This window comes from Bradyrhizobium sp. KZN70725 (genome assembly GCF_055264925.1).
In genome coordinates this window covers 125421-146651 of the sequence record NZ_JBUYWT010000009.1, presented here as the reverse complement: position 1 = coordinate 146651, position 21231 = coordinate 125421, and the positions used below count along the sequence as shown (strand labels likewise).

Annotated in this window: 25 protein-coding genes, 2 tRNA genes and 1 pseudogene; 17 read left to right on the top strand and 11 right to left on the bottom strand. The window is 64.7% G+C overall.

Annotated elements, in window-relative coordinates; genetic code table 11:
• Positions 1 to 669: a GntR family transcriptional regulator gene (locus ACZBJS_RS11525; protein WP_028340149.1), complete on the bottom strand. Its 669-nt coding sequence runs from the start codon at positions 667 to 669 to the stop codon at positions 1 to 3.
• 197 nt (positions 670 to 866) lie between these two features.
• On the opposite strand from ACZBJS_RS11525, the gene ACZBJS_RS11520 reads away from it, so the two are divergent.
• Together ACZBJS_RS11520 and ACZBJS_RS11515 are read left to right on the top strand one after the other, a co-directional pair.
• On the top strand, positions 867 to 1277 hold the full coding sequence (locus ACZBJS_RS11520; protein WP_057016455.1) for a GFA family protein: 411 nt from the start codon (positions 867 to 869) through the stop codon (positions 1275 to 1277).
• 63 nt (positions 1278 to 1340) lie between these two features.
• Positions 1341 to 1417, top strand: a tRNA-Val gene (locus ACZBJS_RS11515).
• Between the two features lie 163 nt (positions 1418 to 1580).
• Here the strand turns inward: ACZBJS_RS11515 and ACZBJS_RS11510 are convergent.
• The gene (locus ACZBJS_RS11510) at positions 1581 to 1790 is read right to left on the bottom strand and encodes a hypothetical protein (protein ID WP_016847733.1); all 210 of its coding nucleotides are present in this window, start codon (positions 1788 to 1790) and stop codon (positions 1581 to 1583) included.
• Positions 1791 to 2038: 248 nt separating this feature from the next.
• Here ACZBJS_RS11510 and ACZBJS_RS11505 point away from each other — a divergent pair, with 248 nt between their 5' ends.
• The 3 genes from ACZBJS_RS11505 (at position 2039) to ACZBJS_RS11495 (ending at position 3592) form a co-directional block, all read left to right on the top strand.
• Positions 2039 to 2320: a hypothetical protein gene (locus ACZBJS_RS11505; RefSeq protein WP_038385060.1), complete on the top strand. Its 282-nt coding sequence runs from the start codon at positions 2039 to 2041 to the stop codon at positions 2318 to 2320.
• Positions 2321 to 2343: 23 nt separating this feature from the next.
• A complete protein-coding gene (locus ACZBJS_RS11500) occupies positions 2344 to 2649 on the top strand; it encodes a YciI family protein (RefSeq protein ID WP_141341002.1) in 306 nt (101 codons plus the stop codon).
• A gap of 91 nt (positions 2650 to 2740) precedes the next feature.
• Positions 2741 to 3592: a class I SAM-dependent methyltransferase gene (locus ACZBJS_RS11495; protein WP_141341001.1), complete on the top strand. Its 852-nt coding sequence runs from the start codon at positions 2741 to 2743 to the stop codon at positions 3590 to 3592.
• Between the two features lie 161 nt (positions 3593 to 3753).
• On the opposite strand, the gene pepT is transcribed toward ACZBJS_RS11495, so the two are convergent.
• Entirely contained in the window at positions 3754 to 5010 is a 1257-nt protein-coding gene (gene pepT / locus ACZBJS_RS11490) for a peptidase T (RefSeq protein WP_316394144.1), read from the bottom strand.
• A gap of 171 nt (positions 5011 to 5181) precedes the next feature.
• The gene (locus tag ACZBJS_RS11485; RefSeq protein ID WP_259171327.1) at positions 5182 to 5505 is read right to left on the bottom strand and encodes an HU family DNA-binding protein; all 324 of its coding nucleotides are present in this window, start codon (positions 5503 to 5505) and stop codon (positions 5182 to 5184) included.
• 308 nt (positions 5506 to 5813) lie between these two features.
• Here ACZBJS_RS11485 and ACZBJS_RS11480 point away from each other — a divergent pair.
• Positions 5814 to 5890: transfer RNA gene (locus tag ACZBJS_RS11480), tRNA-Asp, on the top strand.
• Positions 5891 to 6006: 116 nt separating this feature from the next.
• Here ACZBJS_RS11480 and ACZBJS_RS11475 read toward each other — a convergent pair.
• The 5 genes from ACZBJS_RS11475 to ACZBJS_RS11455 form a co-directional block, all read right to left on the bottom strand.
• Positions 6007 to 7311: a hypothetical protein gene (locus ACZBJS_RS11475; protein WP_463438714.1), complete on the bottom strand. Its 1305-nt coding sequence runs from the start codon at positions 7309 to 7311 to the stop codon at positions 6007 to 6009.
• Positions 7312 to 7467: 156 nt separating this feature from the next.
• Positions 7468 to 7659, bottom strand: coding sequence for a hypothetical protein (locus tag ACZBJS_RS11470; RefSeq protein ID WP_076825345.1), 192 nt, complete (start codon positions 7657 to 7659; stop codon positions 7468 to 7470).
• Between the two features lie 14 nt (positions 7660 to 7673).
• Complete coding sequence (locus ACZBJS_RS11465; RefSeq protein WP_028333962.1) at positions 7674 to 7874, bottom strand: hypothetical protein; 201 nt, start codon at positions 7872 to 7874, stop codon at positions 7674 to 7676.
• 98 nt (positions 7875 to 7972) lie between these two features.
• Entirely contained in the window at positions 7973 to 8617 is a 645-nt protein-coding gene (locus tag ACZBJS_RS11460; protein ID WP_057016462.1) for a haloacid dehalogenase-like hydrolase, read from the bottom strand.
• 191 nt (positions 8618 to 8808) lie between these two features.
• Positions 8809 to 9012: a hypothetical protein gene (locus ACZBJS_RS11455; protein WP_057016463.1), complete on the bottom strand. Its 204-nt coding sequence runs from the start codon at positions 9010 to 9012 to the stop codon at positions 8809 to 8811.
• A 256-nt stretch (positions 9013 to 9268) separates the two neighbouring features.
• Between ACZBJS_RS11455 and ACZBJS_RS11450 the strand changes: the two are divergent.
• Positions 9269 to 10224 (top strand): annotated as a pseudogene (locus ACZBJS_RS11450) (TRAP transporter substrate-binding protein).
• A 41-nt stretch (positions 10225 to 10265) separates the two neighbouring features.
• On the opposite strand, the gene ACZBJS_RS11445 reads toward ACZBJS_RS11450, so the two are convergent.
• Positions 10266 to 11477, bottom strand: coding sequence for a spinster family MFS transporter (locus ACZBJS_RS11445; protein WP_316394147.1), 1212 nt, complete (start codon positions 11475 to 11477; stop codon positions 10266 to 10268).
• A 127-nt stretch (positions 11478 to 11604) separates the two neighbouring features.
• On the bottom strand, positions 11605 to 12795 hold the full coding sequence (locus ACZBJS_RS11440; protein ID WP_253639750.1) for an aromatic ring-hydroxylating dioxygenase subunit alpha: 1191 nt from the start codon (positions 12793 to 12795) through the stop codon (positions 11605 to 11607).
• 130 nt (positions 12796 to 12925) lie between these two features.
• Here ACZBJS_RS11440 and ACZBJS_RS11435 point away from each other — a divergent pair, with 130 nt between their 5' ends.
• The 10 genes from ACZBJS_RS11435 to nuoG all read left to right on the top strand — a co-directional run bounded on the left by ACZBJS_RS11435 (position 12926) and on the right by nuoG (position 21228).
• The gene (locus ACZBJS_RS11435) at positions 12926 to 13441 is read left to right on the top strand and encodes a MarR family winged helix-turn-helix transcriptional regulator (protein ID WP_057016467.1); all 516 of its coding nucleotides are present in this window, start codon (positions 12926 to 12928) and stop codon (positions 13439 to 13441) included.
• 214 nt (positions 13442 to 13655) lie between these two features.
• The gene (locus ACZBJS_RS11430; protein WP_018271860.1) at positions 13656 to 14021 is read left to right on the top strand and encodes an NADH-quinone oxidoreductase subunit A; all 366 of its coding nucleotides are present in this window, start codon (positions 13656 to 13658) and stop codon (positions 14019 to 14021) included.
• 50 nt (positions 14022 to 14071) lie between these two features.
• Positions 14072 to 14617, top strand: a complete 546-nt coding sequence (locus ACZBJS_RS11425; RefSeq protein ID WP_176936700.1) for a NuoB/complex I 20 kDa subunit family protein — start codon at positions 14072 to 14074, stop codon at positions 14615 to 14617.
• A 10-nt stretch (positions 14618 to 14627) separates the two neighbouring features.
• Positions 14628 to 15245 carry an NADH-quinone oxidoreductase subunit C gene (locus tag ACZBJS_RS11420; protein WP_253639752.1) on the top strand — a complete coding sequence of 206 codons (618 nt, stop codon included), beginning with the start codon at positions 14628 to 14630 and terminating at the stop codon, positions 15243 to 15245.
• Positions 15242 to 16438, top strand: a complete 1197-nt coding sequence (locus ACZBJS_RS11415) for an NADH-quinone oxidoreductase subunit D (protein ID WP_076825356.1) — start codon at positions 15242 to 15244, stop codon at positions 16436 to 16438. The genes ACZBJS_RS11420 and ACZBJS_RS11415 overlap by 4 nt, the downstream gene beginning before the upstream one ends.
• Positions 16439 to 16479: 41 nt before the next feature.
• Positions 16480 to 17091 (top strand): NADH-quinone oxidoreductase subunit NuoE, encoded by a 612-nt coding sequence (gene nuoE / locus ACZBJS_RS11410; protein ID WP_029080758.1) that lies wholly within the window; start codon positions 16480 to 16482, stop codon positions 17089 to 17091.
• Positions 17091 to 17303, top strand: coding sequence for a hypothetical protein (locus tag ACZBJS_RS11405; protein ID WP_035631350.1), 213 nt, complete (start codon positions 17091 to 17093; stop codon positions 17301 to 17303). Before nuoE ends, ACZBJS_RS11405 begins: the two co-directional genes overlap by 1 nt.
• A 19-nt stretch (positions 17304 to 17322) precedes the next feature.
• Positions 17323 to 18648: an NADH-quinone oxidoreductase subunit NuoF gene (gene nuoF, locus ACZBJS_RS11400; RefSeq protein ID WP_057016471.1), complete on the top strand. Its 1326-nt coding sequence runs from the start codon at positions 17323 to 17325 to the stop codon at positions 18646 to 18648.
• A 5-nt stretch (positions 18649 to 18653) separates the two neighbouring features.
• A complete protein-coding gene (locus tag ACZBJS_RS11395; protein ID WP_143270708.1) occupies positions 18654 to 19145 on the top strand; it encodes a hypothetical protein in 492 nt (163 codons plus the stop codon).
• Positions 19146 to 19152: 7 nt separating this feature from the next.
• A complete protein-coding gene (nuoG, locus tag ACZBJS_RS11390; RefSeq protein ID WP_316394153.1) occupies positions 19153 to 21228 on the top strand; it encodes an NADH-quinone oxidoreductase subunit NuoG in 2076 nt (691 codons plus the stop codon).
• Positions 21229 to 21231 lie beyond the last annotated feature (3 nt).

Here is a 21231-nt window from a genome sequence, read left to right as displayed (position 1 = left end):
TCAGCGCAGCCCGATCACGGCGAAGCCGCGCGCTCGCAGGCCGCGGCGATCCTCGTTCAGCGAACGCAGCAGGCGATCACGGGTATCGGTGATGTGGTCGGCGGCCTCGCGCGCGGCGGCCTCCGGATCGTTGGCCTTGATGAAGCCGAGGATGCGCCGGTGCTCGCGCCAGGCCTGCTCACGCGAGGGCTCGGTCCACACTTCCAGCCAGCGCGCCCGCGACAGCCTCGTCATGGCGCCGGCGATCGCCTTGACGATGAAGGGATTGCCGGAGAGCCGCGCGATCTCGACATGGAAATCGGTGCCGACCCGATGCCATTCCTCGCGCGGTGCGCCGGACTGGCAGGCATCCAGCATCTCCTCGACGCCGGCGATATCGGCTGCGCTCGCCCGCGCGCAGGCGAGGCGCACCGCCGTCGTCTCCAGCGGAATCCGGAACTCGGCCAGCGCCTCCAGCTCACCGAGGTCGATCGGTGCGACGATCCAGTTGCGGCCGTCGCGGCGCACCAGCTCTTCGCCTTCGAGCCGGACCAGCGCGGCACGGATCGGCGTGCGCGACCCCTCGAACCGGCTCTCCAGCCAGCGCTCGGTCAGTCGCTCGCCGGGCCCCAGGTCGAGCGACAGGATCATCTCCCGGAGCTGGTCATGAATCTGAAGCATCTGCGACATGGCGCCGTCCTTTGGCCGCTCGTTGGCGGCGCGGAATCTACATCAGGCGGCTTTCGTATCCCGATTTGGTATCCCAAACAAGGCGCCTATGGGATACCACGTTGCTCCGTTAAAGGAGGTGGGCCGAGAGCCAGGCCCTGGACGATGGAACCGCGCCCACGGCGGTTGCTTTGTTTGACGGAATTGGAGAGCGCTACATGCGTATCGACGGGCAATGCCATTGCGGGGCTATCACCTATCAGGCCGAGATCGACCCCGAATGCGTCTCGATCTGTCATTGCACGGACTGCCAGGCGCTGACCGGCTCGCCCTACCGCGTCACGGTGATCTGCGACGCCGAACAGGTGCGGCTGATCGGAGGTGCGCCGAAGGTCTACGGCAAGCGGGGCGATAACGGCCGAATCCGCTTCCAGCACTTTTGCGGCGATTGCGGTTCGCCGCTGTTTACGAGCGGCGAGGACGGCGGGCCCGACGACTGGGGCATCCGCTGGGGCAGCATTCGCCAACGCGGCCAATTGAGCCCGCGACGCCAGGTCTGGTGCCGCTCCGCTGCGCCATGGATCAATGATCTCAAGGAATTGCCAGCGCACCCCAAGGACTGGAGCTGACGGATTGAGGTTTTGCGGCCTTGCGCCTCGGGGGCAGGCGAGGCTAAAGAGGCGCGCAGGTAAGGGCGGCTAGCTCAGCTGGTTAGAGCATCTCGTTTACACCGAGAGGGTCGGGAGTTCGAATCTCTCGCCGCCTACCAGCCTTCGCACCTCACGGGCTACGGCTGGGCAAGCCAGCCTGTGAGCACGAATTCATCCGCTTGTTCGGTTCGCAGGGCGAAGGCTGTCGCACCGAAGCTCGAAGAGCGCAGGCGGACCGGCTGCCTGAATGTGCGGGCGTGCTTCCCCGTTTTGGATCCAGCCCTATGGCTGAAGCATCCTGATGGTCGCGATCGGCCACTTCCCGATGTGGCCCTTGATCGAGATGCGCAACCCATGAGATTCGTCGAGAAACACGCCCTCGACGGTCCCTGCGGTTCCATCGGTGAGAACCGCGGCTCGTCCGACCAGCTCGGCCTCCGCTTGCACATGCTCGCGCAGGATGACGGTGGCGCGGTGTTTCACGAGCTGCAAAGCGGCCTCTGGTTGATGAGCCCTACGGAGTAAGGCCATTGCATCGCTCTCGGTGAACGCGCGGAGAGGGCGCGATCCCGGCCGTGGAGTAGTCTCATGGGGATGGCCGGGACCGCGCTTGCTCCGCGCTGGCGTGCCGAATGTCATTCGATCCCCGATGGTGCGAAAGGTGCCGAAAGTCACGCGCTCCGATTTGATGCCGACGCTGCAGCGATGCTATTCTGTCCGCCTAACCGGGAACTTGATGCATGCGCAAACTCGCCGCGATTTTTCTTCTCACCATGATTGCCGGACCCGCATTCGCACAGTCGGATCACGTTCAGCGCTATCGCGAAGAGGTCGAGAAGTCGCCGGCCGATGCGGCCAACGAGGCGCGCCAGCAGCGCGCCTATCAGCGGGCGCTCAGTGGTGTGCCGGATCAGAAGCCGACCGATCCCTGGGGCATCGCGCGCAGCGACGGGCAGGGCGCGCCCAAGGCGAATGCCGCGAAGCCGAAACCGGCCAAGCCCACGAGCGCAGCCGCCAAATAGAGCTCCGAGCGCGGATCAGGTCGATGAAATACTACGTCTGCAAATTGACCGGACCGCGCCCGACCTTTCCTCAGGATATGGCGCCGCAGGAAGCCGCCATCATGCAGGCGCACGTCGCCTATTGCGGCGAACTGCTGCAGGCCGGCAAGGCGCTGGTGTTCGGACCGGTCGCCGATCCCGCCGGGGTCTGGGGACTCGGCGTGCTGCAGTTGCCTGACGATGCCGATCCGCAGGAGATCGTCGCCAACGATCCCGTCACCAAGGCCGATGCCGGATTCACCTATCAGCTGATGCCGATGCTGCGCGCCGCGACGCGCGAGACTTGCTAGGGCATGATCCGGAAAAGTGCGAAGCGGTATTCCGAAAAGGATCATGCCCAAGCATGAGACGACAGAAGCTTCCTAACGAGGTTTGGATCGCATGAACGCTGGCCATCCGCAGAACGCCGACCAGATTGCTTATTGGAACGGGCCGGGCGGTCAGCGCTGGGCCACACGGCAGGCCGCGCAGGATATCGTGCTGCAGCCGGTGCTCGACCTCCTGATCGATCGTGCCGCGCCGAAAGCCGGCGAACGCGTCGTCGATGTCGGCTGTGGCAGCGGCGCCTCGAGCTTCGCGCTGGCGGCCAAGGTCGCGCCCACAGGTCACGTGCTCGGCGTCGATGTCTCGGAGCCGATGCTGACGCGGGCGCGGCAGAGCGCGCCGCAGGGTTTGCCGGTCGAGTTCGCGCTGGCCGACGCGACCATCTATCCGTTTGTCAGCGAGAGCTTCGATCTGTTGGCCTCGCGCTTTGGCGTGATGTTCTTTGCCGATCCCGTGACGTCGTTCGCCAATCTGCGCAAGGCGATGAAGCCGACCGGCCGTCTCGCCTTCGTCTGCTGGCAGGAGCCGCGCGAAAATCCGTTCTTCATGACGCCGCTTGCTGCCGTCTACAAGCACGTGCCGAAACTGCCGCCGCTAGGGCCCGAGGATCCCGGCCCGTTCGCGTTCGCCTCCGAGGCCCGGGTGAAGCGGATCCTGGGCGAAGCCGGCTTCTCCGGCATTGCCATGGAGCCGTGCCGGGTTGAGCTTGATGTCGCGACCGGGCGCGGCATCGATGCCGCGATACAGGGCGCGCTCGAGATCGGGCCGGCCAGCCGCGCGCTGGAAGGGCACCCTGATGAGGTGCGCGCTGCGGCGATCGCCTCGATGCGCGAGGCGCTGGCGCCTTTCTTGAAGGGCGATGCGGTGCTGCTGCCCGGCGCGATCTGGATCGTGACCGCGCGGGCATAGAACTCTCGGGACCAAGCACTCCGTCATTGTGCGCGCGAGCAAGCAATCCATCGCGCCGCATATGTGCCAACATGGATTGCTTCGTCGCTTCAGTGCAAAATTGCTTCGCAATTTTGTCGCCGAGCTCCTCGCAATGACGGAAGAAAAAGGAGCCGCGACTCCTACGCCCGCTCTTCCCAGATCATCGCCAGGTGCACGATGGTCTGCACGGCTTTCTCCATGTCCTGCCGGCTGACCCATTCGAGCCGCGAATGGAACGCGTGCTCGCCGGCGAAGATGTTCGGGCAGGGCAGTCCCATGAAGGACAGCCGCGAGCCGTCAGTGCCGCCGCGGATCGAGGTCTTCACCGGCGTGAGGCCGGCGCGCTCGATCGCCTCGATCGCATAGGCCACGATCTGGGGGTGGCGATCGATCACGTCTTTCATGTTGCGGTACTGCTGCTTGACCTCCATGCGGTAGGTCGAGCGCGGATAGCCCTTCATGACATCGTTCACGATGTCCTCCAGCAGCGCTTCCTTCTGCTTCAGGCCGGCCTCGGTGAAATCGCGCACGATGAAGTCGATCCGCGCGTTCTCCAGCGCGCCGGAGATCGCGACCGGATGCAGGAAGCCTTCCTTGCCCTCGGTGGTCTCGGGCGAGCAGGTGTCCTTCGGCAGGCGATCGACGATCGCGGCGGCGATCTTGATCGCGTGCTCCATCTTGCCCTTGGCGAATCCCGGATGGGTCGCGACGCCTTCGATGATGATGCTGGCGCCGTCGGCCGAGAAGGTCTCGTCCTCGATATGGCCAGCGGTCTCGCCATCCATGGTGTAGCCGAAATCGGCGCCAAGCTTCTTGATGTCGACCTTGTCGACGCCGCGGCCGATCTCCTCGTCCGGCGTGAACAGGATCTTGACGGTGCCGTGCTTCACCTGCGGATTGGTGATCAGGAAATGCGCGGCATCCATGATCTCGGCAAGGCCCGCCTTGTTGTCGGCGCCGAGCAGGGTGGTGCCGTCGGTGGTGATGATGTCGTTGCCGATCTGGTCGGCCAGCGCTTCGTGCTCGGCGGCGCGGATCACCTGCGAGGCATCGGCGGGCAGCACGATATCGCCACCGCGGTAGTTGTTCACGACCTGCGGTTTGACGTTCTTGCCGGTGCAGTCGGGAGAGGTGTCCATGTGCGAGCAGAAGCAGATCACCGGCACTGTCTTGTCGGTGTTGGCCGGGATCGTCGCGTAGACGTATCCGTGCGGGTCAAGATGCGCGTCGGATATCCCCATCGCCTGCAGCTCGGCGACCAGCAGGCGCCCGAGATTCTTCTGCTTCTCGGTGGAAGGCGTGGTGGGTGAATCCGGATCGGACTGGGTGTCGATCACGACATAGCGCAGGAAGCGCTCGGTGACGGTGTGCTTGAAGTCGAGAGCCGGTGCCAGCATGAAAACCGCGCAAAAAACTGGAGAAAGGAACAATGCGCTTTGGCGAAGTTGGTTCGCGCGAGCAAACCGCGTCAAGGCGAGTTTCGAAGGACAATCCTATAACAGAAAAGCGCCACCCGGGGCCGCGTCACGAGCCGGAATGGCGCTTTGCCTTAACGGAGAGAGTAGGCGCTAGACGGCTTCCTTCAGCTCCTTGGCGGCGCGGAAGGCGACCTTCTTGCTGGCCTTGATGTGGATCTGTTCGCCGGTCGCCGGGTTACGGCCCATGCGGGCGGCGCGCTTGCGGACCTGGAGGATGCCGAGGCCGACGATCCTGATGCGCTCGCCCTTCTTGAGGTGCTTGGTGATCCTGGTGACCATGTCGGTCAGAATCGCCTCGGCCTGCTTCTTGGACAGCTCCTGCTCCTCGGCGATGGCCGCCGCCAAATGCTTCAGCGTGATCGTCGCCGGTGTCGCTGCTTTCTTCGCCATGTCTGGCCCTCCTCGTTGCTGAATGGCTGGATTGCTGCTTTTCACGCGAATGGCGCGCCGTTCGCGTCGGGAAAATGCGTCCGGAAAAGTCCTGAAAACCGCCGGTTCCGGGAACGGGCAGCGCCGGGCCGGCCACAGGAAACCCAGACGTATCAGGCCTTATTTGATTCGGGGCTTCGCTGACTACGCCGTTTCCCCTGAAAACAGGCGACAACCCGCGTACGCGCCGCGAAAATGCCGACGCTGTGCAGGAATCCGCAACGTCCTTGACTAACCGGATGCGGGCCTTTATGCCCTCGGTCCTGCGCGGATCAATCCGACGATCGGCATCCGCGGGAGTAGCTCAGTTGGTTAGAGCGCCGCCCTGTCACGGCGGAGGCCGCGGGTTCGAGTCCCGTCTCTCGCGCCATTTATTTCAATGACTTAGCAGCGTGTTTGGCCCGAAACCATTGGTCCCTCTGGACCGGTGCCATAACGAGTTGCCTGCCCTCCTGTTCACTGCACCTGGCGAACTGCCGCGACAGCTCAGGACGCCGCGAGGCCGACAACGCTGACGGGTTGAGCGGCCTGCTCGAGCCTGACTGATAATGCCACGCGCTGTTCGGGCGTCAGCCACCACAGCAGGAACAGCAGTGCTATCCCGTTCGACAGCAGGCCTGTCGTGAGCGGCACGTTCATGATCGCCTGAACTGCGATGCCGGACGAAACCGCGATGAAGCGCGGCGACAGGTGCTTTGAGACCATCGATCCCACCGACAGGATCAGGCCGCAGACGGAAGCCGACACCGGGGCGAGCGCAAGACCGACCGATGCGATGCCCTCGGTGGCGAGGAAGGACGCGTTGAAATTGCCGTCCTGATAAATCGCTCCGAGGGTCGGGCCGAGCTCGCCGTACGGGCAGGCGGTTATGTATCGCAGGACGGTGATCTGGCAGAACCGGGTGAGTTCGCGGTGCGCAAAGAAGTCGGCGTATTGATCGAGCGCGAGTGACGGGATCGCGACGAAGCGCAGATTGATGGTGCTGAACACGATGTAGGTCTTGTCGGACACGAGGACGGCGAAAGCCAAAAGGCCGACGATCATCGGGATCAGAAATGCGAGCACCGTGGCCAGCCGCGGGTCGAACCGGCCGTACAGCCAGAACAGAAACGGCAGCCAGATCGGCAGCAACAGGACGGTCTTGTTGTTGACGACGGGATAGAAGCAAAGCGCAAGCAGCAGCACCCCGGCTGCCGGCATCCATCGGCTGCGCGATGCGAAATGCGCGAACAAATAGGGCAGGACCGCGCCGGTCATGATTCCGGTGAGATAGTTCAACAGCGCCGGGCGCACGACGGCGGTGCGGGCTGCGCCATAGGGATTGCCAAGATTGGCCCCGTAGGAGATGTCGCCGATCAGCACGGCAAGGCACGACGCCAGCAGCAGAATCGCGATGCGCTTGACGGCCGCCTCGGACAAATCGGGCCGCCAAACCGGGATATTCTGTAACATCAGAGGGATCATCGCGGCGGCCAGCGCGGCGATCATGGCCCAGCGGGCGATGGCGTGCGGATAGTCGAAGGCGCTGAAGAAGCTGAGCCAGACGAAGCCGAACACGGCTGACAGCAGCGAGAAGCCGACCAGATAACCGAAGCTGAATCGTGCCGCGACGAACGCCGGGACGAACGCGACCATGATGGTGATGCCGAGGACGGCCTGCGCGGTGATGCCGGATCGCCAGACATGCATCGCCGGGAATGCGTGCCCACAGGCGATCATCGAGGCGACGCTGAGGACGAAGAACCCGGGGATCGTGACCCCGACAACCAGGTCACCGCGCGTCAATGTCATCGGTCCGTCCGCATCCGAAAGCTGCCAGGCAGCTAGCCGGTCGGCCCTGGACGAAGCAAGTTAAGCAATATCCCGGTCTGTGTTGTTATGTTTCTGCCTGGCCATTCGTCTCCGCGATGCCCTACGAATTCACACAACGGCAACGCCCTGCCTTGATCAGGCAAAGAATGCGGCGACCGCGTTGAGGTCGGATTGTCCCGGTGCATCGCCGCGCAAATTGGCGTCGATGATGCGGCGGCAGGCGTCAACCGTGTGGGTGTCGCCCAATTCGTTGGCGGCCTCGAGGATCGACCAGACCGTGTCCAAGGGAACGTCGCTCTGCGTGGTCGCCTTCGGGTCTGACAGCATTGGCGGGGCCGCGGTTAGAATTCGAACAGGTCGCGGCCGCGCCGCGCCAAATTGTGCAGGTCCGCCACCGTGCCGCGCACCGCGTTGCAGCGGCGGCATTCGATGATGGTGTCGCCGGATGCATGCGCCGGATCGGCGACCTTGATCGCCAGGCTGCCGCAATCCGTGCAGATGATCTTGAAGCCGGTTGAAATTACTTGCTGCTGCAAATTCATTGTGGCCTGCGCCTTTGTTGACGCCGACCTTAGCCGGGCAACTTTTAAGACTGGGGTCGCGGAGCGGATTGCAATCGAACAACCGCGTTAGGGCGCGGTTAAGATTTCGCTGCGGCCGCGCGGCCCTGCAAATGCAGCGTCGGCCTGCCGAGCCCGGTCGCGGCGGCGCGCACGGCATCGCGGGCATTGACGGTGATGATGCCGGCGGCGTGGGCCCAGACCGCGAGGTCGGAGGCGCTGTCGCCGGCGTAGATGAAGCCCCCGGGAAATGTCCTTTGCAACAGGTCGGCCTTGTTGGCGCCCTTGAGATTATGTTCGCCGTCGGAGGCAAGCACCTGGTCGATCCAAGGCAGACGCGACGCCAGCTTCTGAGCGAGCAGCGCGTCGGCCGCGGTTGCCAGCACGATGCGGCGGCCGGCCGCGTTCTCGCGCTCGGCCAATGCGACGACGTCCTGGTGCAGTTCGATCCGGCTCCAGTCGATGCGCTGGCGCTGTGCGAGCCGGCGCTTCAGCGCCGCGCGGCCGCGCGTCAGCCAGGCGGCGCATGACACGACGATCAGCGGATTGCGGCGCAGGATCGAGACGAAGCTCAGATAGAGCAGGTCGCCCGTGATCAGCGTGCCGTCGAGGTCGAGCACCAGCGGCAGCGATGCCGGGAGGCCGAGCAAAGGGGGCGACCCGTCGGTGCGGGAAGCATGCTGCGGCTTCGCAATGTTGTCGCCGGCGAGGCGAGGTTCAGTCATTCGCTGCGCTCAGCCGGGTTGCGACCTTGCACACGTCGATCGCGCGCACTCCGGTCTCGGTGGTCCACAATCGCCGTAGCCGAACCTGCTCGCAAAGGCCACACCGTCCTGGTCCGAGCTTGAGACGATCAGGACCAACAAGAAAGGCCGCCCAGGGGCGGCCGTTGTGTCTGCCGAGGCTTGAAAGCGTCTTAGCGGACCGTGGAGGTGCCCGACGAGGTGATCGCCACCGGCTTGCCAGCCTTGATGACCTGCGTGGACTGGGCAGTCTGGGTGAAATCCGCGTTGTTCCGGGCCGAAATGCCGAGCGCCGCGATCCCGATCCCCGCAATAAGGGCAACCACCACAATCTTGAGATGGGTCGCGCGGTCAGCTGAATGGATCGAGTGGTTCATGGTCGCCTCCGGGCGTCTGTGCGCCGTCTATGGCAGGTACTGGTAAGGCCCATCTGTTTCCGGATCGTTTCGTGAGTTCCGGGAAATGGTTTCGTGCCACGGGCGGATTGGTTTCACCGTGCCTTGCGTCACACTGCCGGCCGGCTAAAACTACCCCAGGCGCGGAAATGCGCTTGGGAGAAAAACAATAATGAAAACAATGAGACTAACCCGGCGCCGCGTCCTTGGAACCGGCTCCGCGGCACTCGCCGCCACGATGTTTGGTAAGCGCGCCGTTGCGGCGGCCGAGTTCGACTTCAAGCTCGGCGTCAACACTCCGGAAACCCATCCGCTAACAATCCGCCTGACTGAGGCCGCCAAGGCGGTCGGCGCGCAGTCGTCCGGCCGGGTCAACATCACGGTGTTCGCCAACACCAGCTCGGAGGCGATCCGGAGATGCTGTCGCAGGTCCGCGCCGGCGGGATCGAGCTGCTGGCCGCGCCCAGCATGACGCTGTCGACGCTGGTGCCGCTATCGGGGCTGCCCAGCATCGGTTTCGCCTTTCAGTCCTACGACCAGGTCTGGGCGGCGATGGACGGCGGCGTCGGCGACCTCGTGCGCGAGGCGATCACGAAGACCGGCGTCGTGCCGCTGAAGAAGGTCTGGGACAACGGCTTCCGTCAGATCACCTCGTCGTCGAGCCGGCAGCTCAACAGCGTCGACGATCTCAAGGGTTTCAAGATCCGCGTGCCGGTGACGGCATTGCTGACGTCGCTGTTCTCAGGGCTTGGCGCGCTGCCGTCGAGCATCTCCTACAGCGAACTCTATTCGGCGCTGCAGACCCACATCGTCGAAGGGCAGGAGAACCCGCTGGCGCAGGTCTCGACCGGCAAGCTCTACGAGGTGCAGAAATTCTGCGCGCTCTCGAACCATTGCTGGAGCGGTTACTGGATCCTCGGCAACCGCCGCGCGATGGCGGCCCTGCCGCCCGATCTGCTCGAGCTCATCAATGCCGCGTTCGACGCCGCGGCGGTGAAGGAGCGCACCGATCTGGTCGAGATGGACCGCTCGCTGCAGGCCGAGCTGACCGAGAAGGGCATGACCTTCAACAAGCCCGATCCCGTGCAGTTCAGGGCCGCGTTGGTGAAGGCCGGCTTCTACACGCAGTGGCAGAAGACCTACGGCGCGGACGCCTGGGCGGCGCTGGAGAAATACACCGGCAAGCTGACGTGAGCGCAGCCTGACATCACGCGCCGGCTCGGCTGAGACGGGTGCTAGCTCGCGCGCGCGATGTCGGCGCGGATCGCGCGTGCCGCCAACACGAACAGCAGGGCACCGAGCGTCGTCGTGAGCGCGGCCGACAGCAGCGAGTAGCGAACCGCATCGACGCCGTAGGTGCCTTTCAGCGCGTCATTGATCATGCCGACGGCGAGGGGGCCGACGCCCTGGCCGAAGCAGGTCGCGGTCAGCAGCACGATCGCCGAGGCCAGCGCGCGCATGCTGGGTTTTGCCACCGTCTGCGCAATCGCGAAGATCGGGCCGAGATGAAAGCCGACCATGAACGAGGTCAGCGCCAGCGTCGCGACCATCAGCGTGAAGCTTTGCGTCAGCATGCACAGCGCGAACACCGGGCCGGCGAGACCGGACATGATCGCGGGCGCCCACAGCTTCCAGCGGTCGTCGCGACGGCCGATCTGCGCCACCACGAGGCCACCGATCAGCGTGCCCGCCATGCCGGCGAGACCCTTGAAGGTGCCGGCATAGGTGCCGATCTCGGCGCTGGTGAGGTGATGGATCCGCGCCAGGAACGGCGGGATCCACACCGCGGTGGCGTAGTTGGTGTAGGTCGTCAGACAAGAGCCGATCAGCACGATGACGAAGCTCGGCTGCGATACCAGGAAACGCAGCGTCGGCCCCAGCGGCTCGGCCTTGAAGGTCTCGGCCATCGCGCCGCGCTTCGGCTCGGCGATCGTCAGCCACAAGACGGCGGCGAGCGCGATGCCGGGCAGGCCGGCGGTGAAGAACGCCATCCGCCAGCCATAGTGCTGGTTGACATAGCCGCCGATGAAATAGCCGAGGAAGACGCCGAGATAGGTGCCGATCGCGTAGATGCCGAGCGCGCGCGGTCGTTCGTTCTTGTCGAAGAGATCGGCGATCATCGATTGCGAGGCCGGCGTGCCCGCCGACTCCCCGATGCCGACGCCGACCCGGGCCAATGCCAGCGTCGTGAAGCTGGAGGCGAGGCCGCAGAGATAGGTCATCGCGCTCCAGAACGCGAAGGCGACCGCGACGATGTTGCGGCGGTTGAGGCGATCGGCCATCCGCGCGATCGGAATGCCGAGCAGCGAATAGAACAGCACGAAACCGAACCCGGCGAGCAGGCCCATCGTGGTGTCGCTGAGCGTGAACTCCTTCTTGATCGGTTCGATCAGCACGTTGAAGATGGTGCGGTCGAGGAAGTTGAGGGCGTAGATGATCGTGAGCAAGGCGAGGACGTAGTAGCGGCGCGCCGAGGCGCGGCCGCAGCTTGCGTTGGCGCGGCCGCCTGCGGTGCGACATCGACCATCACTTCCTCCCCCGATCTTCTTTGTTGTTGTTGCTTGCGCGCGGGCCTTACGCCTCGCGGATGTAATTCCCTGCCTCGAATTCGACCGGCCTCGTGTCGGCGTCGAACGACACCCCGATCGGGTCGCGGCCGGTGGCCATGGCCTCGAGCTGGTCAGCGAGCATCCGGCGGATCATCAGGATGCCGCGGTCGCTCTGGCCAAAATGCTCTTCGGAATGGATCGTCACCGCTCCCTGGCCGACCTGGGCCTCGTAGTCGCCGGGAAATTGCTGGTGCTCGGCCTCGGTCATGTCCCACCAGAACTTGCCGTTGAACTTCGAGCGCATCCGCCCGATATCGCCCGCGTTCTTGACCCGGCCGGCGACGTAGATGCGGAACGAGGTGTCGTCGATCGGCAAGGTCCAGCCGATCGATTCGACGCGCGCGAACTGCGCGACGCGCGGATTGGGCACGACGCGGAGTGTGGGGAGGGCGGCCTCGGTGACGCGATAGAACACCTTGCCGTCGTCCTGCCTGCGGATCGAACGCACCGTGATGCCGCGCGGCGACATCTCGAACTTCACGTCGGGCATCGAGGCCATCATGTTGGTGAACTGCGGCCCTGAGAACGAGCCGTGCAGCACCGGCACATGGTAGGGGTCGGCGACGTTCTCGAAATGCTGCAGCCAGTTGCAGGGGATCACGGCAGGGCCGCCGCCGCCGATCGAGGAATCGTCGGCCTCGACGAACTCGCCGTCGTCCATGTTTTCCAGGCACTCGTAGCGCGGCAGCACCGGCCTTTTCTCGGCCGGCCCCATATAGGCGAAGATCAGGCCGTAGCGTTCCTGCACCGGATACCAGGGCTGGCGCACCTTGTCCTTGAACAGGCCGCCGTCGGGCTCGCAGGGTTGTTCGAGGCAGCGGCCCTCGGTGTCGAATTTCCAGCCGTGATAGCAGCAGCGGATACCGTCTTCCTCGACCTTGCCGTAATAGAGCGTGGTGCCGCGGTGGCAGCAGCGCGCATGTAGCAGGCCGGCCCGGCCATGCCGGTCGCGGAACAGGATCAGGTCTTCGCCAAGTGCGCGGACTTTTCTGGGGATATCGGAGGCGTCACCGGTGAGGCCGACCGGGTGCCAATACCGGCGCAACAGCTCGCCCATCGGCGTGCCGCGGCCGACCGAGGTGAGCTCGGTCCGGGTGCTCGACGGCTTCATCGCATAGGCCGTGCCGAGATCGCGGTCCCGGTGGGTGATCGTCATGTTGTCCTCCCCGCCGCTGGTCGGGCGCCGGCGGCTGATCTATCGTTGACCAAGTCAACGATAGATAGATGACAATGTCAACGATATCGTTGAGCTTGGCAGCGCGCGGCTTTGTTGGCAGAGGTTGGTGATGACCGAGAAGCTCAGGACTGAGAGGGCCTTGCCGCCGGAGGCCGTTGTCGATTCCGAACTGGCGCCGATCACCGCGATGATGTCGTCGCGGCTGATGGTGCTGGCGAACCTGCTCAGGCGCGGCGCGATGCTGCGCTACAAGCGCCTGACCGGCCTGTCCTCGGTCGAGTTCGGTCTGGTCGCCTCGCTCGGTCGGCGGCCGCCGATGAGTGTGGTGCGGCTCGCCGAGGCCGTCGGCATGGACAAGGGGCAGATCAGCCGGGCGCTCGCCGAGCTCGTGGCGCGCAAGCTGGTGGCGAAGGCGGCCAATCCGCGCGACAACCGGGAGACCCTGGTCTCTCTCACCAAGGCCGGCCTGGCAGCCCATGATGCCATCGTGGCCGGCGCGCAGGAGCGAAACCGGCACCTGCTGGAACAGCTTGCGCCGGGGGATCTTGAGCTGCTGCTCGGACACATCGATCGGCTCACCCTGACCGCCGCCGAGATGCTCGCTGCCGAGCGGGGGCTGGGCTGATATGGGGAGAGCGCAGGGCACCGGATGGCCGCCGCGGCGTTGCCCATGGAGGCAAGCGCATCCGCCTGATGAGGCCAAGAGCCCGCGGGAAGGACGGTAAAAGCGTCAAAATAGCTTGTCTTGCGCCCCCTGTTGCGCTGCGCTAAAGCCTCAAGAACAATTCCAATCAACGAATCTGCGGCATGTCCGAAACCGCAGCAAGAAGGCCTCGCCGATGACCGGCATCCTGCAGAATTATCTCCCACTTGTGGTCTTTATCGGAGTCGCGAGCCTGATCGGTCTGGCACTCCTGATCGCGCCGTTCCTGGTCGCGTTCCAATCGCCGGACCCGGAAAAGCTGTCCGCCTATGAATGCGGATTCAACGCTTTTGACGACGCCCGCATGAAGTTCGACGTCCGGTTCTATCTGGTGGCGATCCTCTTCATCATCTTCGACCTCGAAGTGGCGTTCCTGTTCCCCTGGGCCGTGGCGTTCGGAAAGCTCGGCGCCACCGGGTTCTGGTCGATGATGGTGTTCCTGGCCGTGCTGACGGTCGGATTTGCGTATGAATGGAAGAAAGGCGCGCTCGAATGGGATTGAGCCCCACCGCCGCAACCTCCCAGCCGGCGATTGCCAAATCTGAGATCGCCATGGCTCCGAGGGGTATCCTTGATCCGTCGACCGGTAAGCCGGTCGGCGCCAATGATCCGTTTTTCCTCGAGGTCAATCACGAGCTGTCCGACAAGGGCTTCTTCGTCGCTGCAGCCGATGACCTCATCACCTGGGCGCGCACCGGCTCCCTGATGTGGATGACCTTCGGTCTCGCCTGCTGTGCGGTCGAGATGATGCAGGTCTCGATGCCGCGCTATGACGTCGAACGCTTCGGCTTCGCACCGCGCGCCTCGCCGCGGCAGTCCGACGTGATGATCGTTGCGGGCACCCTGACCAACAAGATGGCGCCCGCGCTGCGCAAGGTCTACGACCAGATGCCGGAGCCGCGCTACGTGATCTCGATGGGCTCCTGCGCCAATGGCGGCGGCTACTATCACTACTCCTATTCGGTGGTGCGTGGCTGCGATCGCATCGTGCCGATCGACATCTACGTGCCCGGCTGCCCGCCCACGGCGGAAGCGCTGCTCTACGGTGTGCTGCTGCTGCAGAAGAAGATCCGCCGTATCGGCACTATTGAACGCTAAGGTTTCAGGTATGGACGACGGCAAGCTCGACGCCCTTGGGCAGACGATCGTGAGCGCGCTTCCGGGCGCGGCCACGGCGCACTCGGTCGCGTTCAATCAGCTCACTATCGACGTCGAGATTGGCAGAATCGTGGAGGTCGCCAGGTTTCTGCGTGACGATCCCGGCTGCCGTTTCGTCAACGTCACCGACGTGACCGCGGTCGACTATCCGAGCCGCGAGAAGCGCTTCGACGTCGTCTACCATCTGCTGTCGCCGACGCTGAACGCGCGCGTCCGTTTGCGCGGGCAGGCCGACGAGACCACGCAGGTGCCGTCGATCATCGGCGTCTTCCCGGGCGCCGACTGGTTCGAGCGCGAGACCTACGACCTCTATGGCGTGATCTTCACCGGCCATCCCGACATGCGCCGCCTGCTGACGGACTACGGCTTCGACGGCCATCCGCTGCGCAAGGATTTCCCGCTCACCGGCTTCGTCGAGGTCCGCTACGACGACCAGGAGAAGCGGGTGCTGTATGAGCCGGTCCGGCTCAACCAGGAATTCCGCAAGTTCGATTTCCTTTCGCCCTGGGAAGGCGCGGACTATCCGCTGCCCGGCGATGAGAAGGTCAAGGCGGAGCCGAAGCCATGAATGAACAACCGCAAAACCTTCGTAACTTCACCATCAACTTTGGGCCGCAGCATCCGGCGGCGCACGGCGTGCTTCGTCTTGTGTTGGAGCTTGACGGCGAAGTCGTCGAACGCGTCGATCCGCATATCGGCCTGCTTCACCGCGGCACCGAGAAGCTGATCGAGCACAAGACCTATCTGCAGGCGATTCCCTATTTCGACCGGCTCGACTATGTCGCGCCGATGAACCAGGAGCATGCGTTCTGCCTCGCGGCGGAAAAGCTGCTCGGCATTACGGTGCCGCGCCGCGGCCAGTTGATCCGCGTGCTCTATTGCGAGATCGGCCGCATCCTGTCGCATCTGCTCAACGTCACCACCCAGGCGATGGACGTCGGCGCGCTGACCCCGCCGCTGTGGGGCTTCGAAGAGCGCGAGAAGCTGATGGTGTTCTATGAGCGCGCCTCGGGCTCGCGCATGCACGCGGCGTTCTTCCGCGTCGGCGGCGTGCATCAGGACCTGCCGCCGAAGCTGATCGACGACATCGAGGCGTGGTGCGATCCGTTCCTCAAGGTCGTCGACGACCTCGATCGGCTGCTCACCGGCAACCGCATCTTCAAGCAGCGCAACGTCGATATCGGCGTGGTGCCGCTCAAGGAAGCCTGGGAGTGGGGCTTCTCCGGCGTGATGGTGCGCGGCTCGGGCGCGGCCTGGGACCTGCGCAAGTCGCAGCCCTACGAGTGCTACGCCGAGATGGATTTCGACATTCCGATCGGAAAGAACGGCGACTGCTACGACCGCTATCTGATCCGCATGGAAGAGATGCGCCAGTCGGTGCGCATCATGAAGCAGTGCATCCAGAAGCTCAAGGCACCCGACGGGCAGGGCCCGGTCGTGGTCGAGGACAACAAGATCGCGCCGCCGCGCCGCGGTGAGATGAAGCGCTCGATGGAAGCGCTGATCCATCACTTCAAGCTCTACACCGAAGGCGTGCACGTGCCGGCCGGCGAAATCTATGCCGCGGTCGAGGCGCCGAAGGGCGAGTTCGGCGTCTACCTCGTCGCCGACGGCTCCAACAAGCCCTACAAGTGCAAGATCCGCGCGCCGGGCTTCGCCCATCTGCAGGCGATGGATCACATCTGCAGGGGCCATCTGCTGGCCGACGTTTCCGCCATCCTGGGCTCGCTGGACATCGTGTTCGGCGAAGTCGACCGGTGACGATGTCCGCATCCGAACCGCGCGCAATGAGAGTTTGATCGATGTCTGTCCGCCGCCTTGCCCCGAAGGAATTGCAGCCCGCGAGCTTCACGTTCACGGACGAGAATCTTGCCTGGGCCAAGAAGCAGATCGAGAAATATCCGCCGGGACGGCAGGCTTCGGCCGCGATCGCGATCCTGTGGCGCGTGCAGGAGCAGCATGACGGCTGGGTCTCGGAAGCCGCGATCCGCGCTGTCGCCGACCTGCTCGAGATGCCGCATATCCGCATGCTTGAGATCGCGACGTTCTACACCATGTTCCAGCTCTCGCCGGTCGGCAAGAAGGCGCATGTGCAGGTGTGCGGCACCACGCCGTGCCGGCTGCGCGGCGCCGCCGACCTGATCGAGGTCTGCCAGCACCGCATCCATCACGATCCCTTCCAGCTGTCGAAGGACGGCAACTTCTCCTGGGAAGAAGTCGAGTGCTTAGGGGCCTGCGTGAACGCGCCGATGGTGCTGATCTGGAAGGACACCTATGAGGACCTGACCAAGGAAAGCTTCGGCAAGGTGCTCGACGGCTTTGCCGCCGGCAATCCGCCGAAGCCGGGCCCGCAGGTCGACCGTCAGTTCTCGGCGCCCGCGGGCGGGCCGACGACGCTGAAGGAAACCACCTGATGCGGAGCTTTCAGGTGCTAGCAGATGAGACGGGAAGGGGCGCTGCGATGAAGGCCTGGCGCACGATCGCCCTGCATACCGTTGTCGCGGCGGGCTTCATGTTCCTGCTGCAACGCTACGGCCTGAGCGCCACGCTGGAATCCAGCCTGTTGTGGGCCATCGTGTTCGGCGGCTGCGCTGCCGGGCTCGCTTATTCGCAAGCCAATCGGTGATGTTCGGAAAGTTTTGAGCATGCTCGACGACAAGGACCGCATCTTCAAGAACCTCTACGGCCTGCATGATTGGGGCCTCGAGGGCGCGCGCCGCAGAGGCGCCTGGGATGGCACCAAGGGGATCATCGACAAGGGTCGCGACTGGATCATCAACGAGATGAAGGCGTCGGGTCTGCGCGGCCGCGGCGGCGCCGGCTTCCCGACCGGGATGAAGTGGTCCTTCATGCCGAAGGAATCCAAGGACGGCCGTCCGAGCTATCTCGTCGTCAACGCCGACGAGTCGGAGCCCGGCACCTGCAAGGACCGCGAGATCATGCGGCACGATCCGCATCTTTTGGTCGAGGGCTGCCTGCTCGCGAGCTTCGCGATGGGCGCGCATGCCTGCTACGTCTATATCCGCGGCGAGTTCATCCGCGAACGCGAGCGGCTGCAGGCGGCGATCGACCAGGCCTATGAGGCCAAGCTGGTCGGCAAGGACAATATCAACGGCTGGCCGTTCGACATCTATGTCGCGCATGGCGCCGGCGCCTATATCTGCGGCGAGGAGACCGCGCTGCTCGAGAGCCTTGAGGGCAAGAAGGGGCAGCCGCGGCTGAAGCCGCCGTTCCCGGCCAATGTCGGCCTCTATGGCTGCCCGACCACCGTCAACAACGTCGAGTCGATCGCGGTCGCACCGGACATCCTGCGCCGCGGCGCCGCCTGGTTCGCCGGCATCGGCCGGCCGAACAATGTCGGCACCAAGCTGTTCTGCATCTCCGGCCACGTCGAGCGGCCCTGCAACGTCGAAGAGGCGATGGGGATTCCGTTCCGCGAGCTGATCGAGAAGCATTGCGGCGGCATCCGCGGCGGCTGGGGCAATCTGAAGGCCGTGATCCCCGGCGGTTCGTCGGTGCGCATGGTGCCGGCCGAGCAGATCATCGACACGCCGATGGATTTCGACAGCCTGAGCAAGCTGCGCTCGGGCCTCGGCACCGCGGCGGTGATCGTGATGGACAAGTCGACCGACCTGATCCGGGCGATCGCGCGCATCTCCTATTTCTACAAGCATGAGAGCTGCGGCCAGTGCACGCCGTGCCGCGAGGGCACGGGGTGGATGTGGCGCGTCCTGACCCGGATGGCCGACGGCCGTGCCCACAAGCGCGAGATCGACATGTTGCTCGAGGTCACCAAGCAGGTCGAGGGCCACACTATCTGCGCGCTCGGCGACGCCGCCGCCTGGCCGATCCAGGGCCTGATCGCGCATTTCCGTCACGAGATCGAAGAGCGCATCGACCAATATTCGCACAAGGCCGATCTCGACGACCAGGGCATTCGCGATCCCATGCACATGGTAGCCGCGGAGTAATGTTGGTGATGACGCAACAGGCCGCATGGTGGCAGAAGTACGGGACGCTTGCGCAGATGGCGCAGGCGACCGTGGCGCTGCTCGGCTTTGTTGCAATCCTGCTGCAGATCAACGAAATCCGTACCTCGAACCGTGCTTCCAGCGCGCGTTCGGCGTTTCTCGGCTACACCGATCTCGCATTCCAGAATCCGAAATTCGCTCAGCCGGACTACGAGACCATCAAGGCCGCCGGTCGCGAAGAGCGGTCCCAATATGAGAGTTTTGTCTCGTATTTCCTCTATGCCTGCGAGGAGACCTTTGCCGCCTTCGCGGATAAGCGCGAATGGCAGGCATCGTGTGACTACGACCTGAAACCGCATCTGCCGTTCCTCTGCGAGAAGAACCAGGCGCAGCCTGCCTATCTCGCGACCTACGGCGCCGACACCCAGCAATGGGTGAAGACCTCATTGAAAACCGCGAGCGTCGCACCGCCCGACTGCAAGCTCGGAAAGACTTGAGACAGACATGAGCAAGATCATCGTCGATGGCAAAGAGATCGATGTGCCGCCGGAGTACACGCTGCTGCAGGCATGCGAGGCGGCCGGCGCAGAGATTCCGCGCTTCTGCTATCACGAGCGGCTGTCGATCGCCGGCAATTGCCGGATGTGCCTGGTCGAGGTGAAGGGCGGCCCGAAGCCGGTCGCGAGCTGCGCCTGGGCCGTGCGCGACTGCCGGCCGGGCCCGAAGGGCGAGCCGCCGGAAATCTCGACCCGTTCGCCGATGGTGAAGAAGGCGCGCGAAGGCGTGATGGAGTTCCTGCTGATCAACCATCCGCTGGACTGCCCGATCTGCGACCAGGGCGGCGAGTGCGATCTGCAGGACCAGGCGATGGGCTACGGCGTCGACACCAGCCGTTTCGCCGAGAACAAGCGCGCGGTCGAGGACAAGTATCTCGGCGCGCTGGTCAAGACCTCGATGAACCGCTGCATCCAGTGCACGCGCTGCGTCCGCTTCTCCGCCGAAGTCTGCGGCGCGCCGGAAATGGGCGCGACCGGCCGCGGCGAGGACATGGAGATCACCACCTATCTCGAGCAGGCGCTGAGCTCGGAGCTGCAGGGCAACCTCGTCGATATCTGCCCGGTCGGCGCGCTGACCTCGAAGCCCTACGCCTTCGCGGCGCGGCCCTGGGAGCTCGGCAAGACCCAGTCGGTCGACGTCATGGACGGCGTGGGATCTGCGATCCGCGTCGACACCCGCGGCCGCGAGGTGATGCGCATCCTACCGCGCATCAACGAGGCGGTGAACGAGGAGTGGATCTCCGACAAGACCCGCCACATCGTCGACGGCCTGCGTACGCAGCGCCTCGACCGGCCCTATGTGCGCGAGAACGGCCAGCTCCGGCCGGCGACCTGGCAGGAAGCCTTCGCCGCCATCGCTGCCAAGGCCAGCCGCAGCGACGGCAAGCGGATCGGCGCGATCGCCGGCGATCTGGCCGCGGTCGACGAAATGTATGCGCTGAAGGAAATGCTCGCGAAGTTCGGCTCGGTCAATCTCGCCGTGCAGGGCGGCGATGCGTTCGACGCCAAGGCCGGCCGCGGCTCCTACATCTTCAATCCGACCATTGCCGGCATCGACCAGGCCGACGCGATCCTGATCATCGGCTCGCATCCGCGCAAGGAAGCCGCGGTGCTGAACGCGCGGATCCGCAAGCGCTGGCGCACCGGCGGGCTCAAGGTCGGCATGATCGGCGCCAAGGCCGATTTCACCTATGACCATGAGTATCTCGGTGCGGGTACTGACACGCTGGCCGATCTCGTGGCGGGCAAGCACTCCTTTGCCGACGTGCTGAAGAATGCGCAGCACCCGATCATCCTGGTCGGCGCCGGCGCCTACACCAGGCATGACGGCGCTGCGGTGCTGGCGCAGGCCGCCAAGCTCGCCGTTAATGTCGGCGCGCTGAAGGACGGCTGGAACGGCTTTGCCGTGTTGCAGGATACCGCCTCGCGCGCCGGCGCGCTCGATATCGGCTTCTCGCCGGCGGCTGGTGGCCTGACCTCAGCGCAGATGACGACCTTCGGCACGCTCGACGTGCTGTTCCTGCTCGGCGCCGACGAGATCAAGGTGCCGGACGGTACCTTCGTGGTCTATATCGGCACCCATGGCGACCAGGGCGCGCATCGCGCCGACGTCATCCTGCCGGGCGCGGCCTATACCGAGAAGTCCGGCATCTACGTCAACACCGAAGGCCGGGCGCAGATCGCCAACCGCGCCGCATTCCCGCCGGGCGAGGCCCGCGAGGACTGGGCGATCATCCGCGCGCTGTCCGACGTGCTCGGCAAGAAGCTGCCGTTCGACTCGCTGCAGGCGCTGCGCCAGGCTATGTTCAAGGCCTACCCGCATCTGATGCGGCTCGACCAGATCGAGGCCGGCAAGCCCGACGACGTCAAGGCGCTGGCAGGCAAGGGCGGCAGCGTCGACAAGGCGGCATTCAAGCCGACCGTCGAGGACTTCTATCTGACCAACCCGATCGCGCGGGCCTCTGCCGTGATGGCGGAGTGCTCGCGGCTGGCGTCGGGCCGAATGCTGACGGCAGCGGAGTGAGCG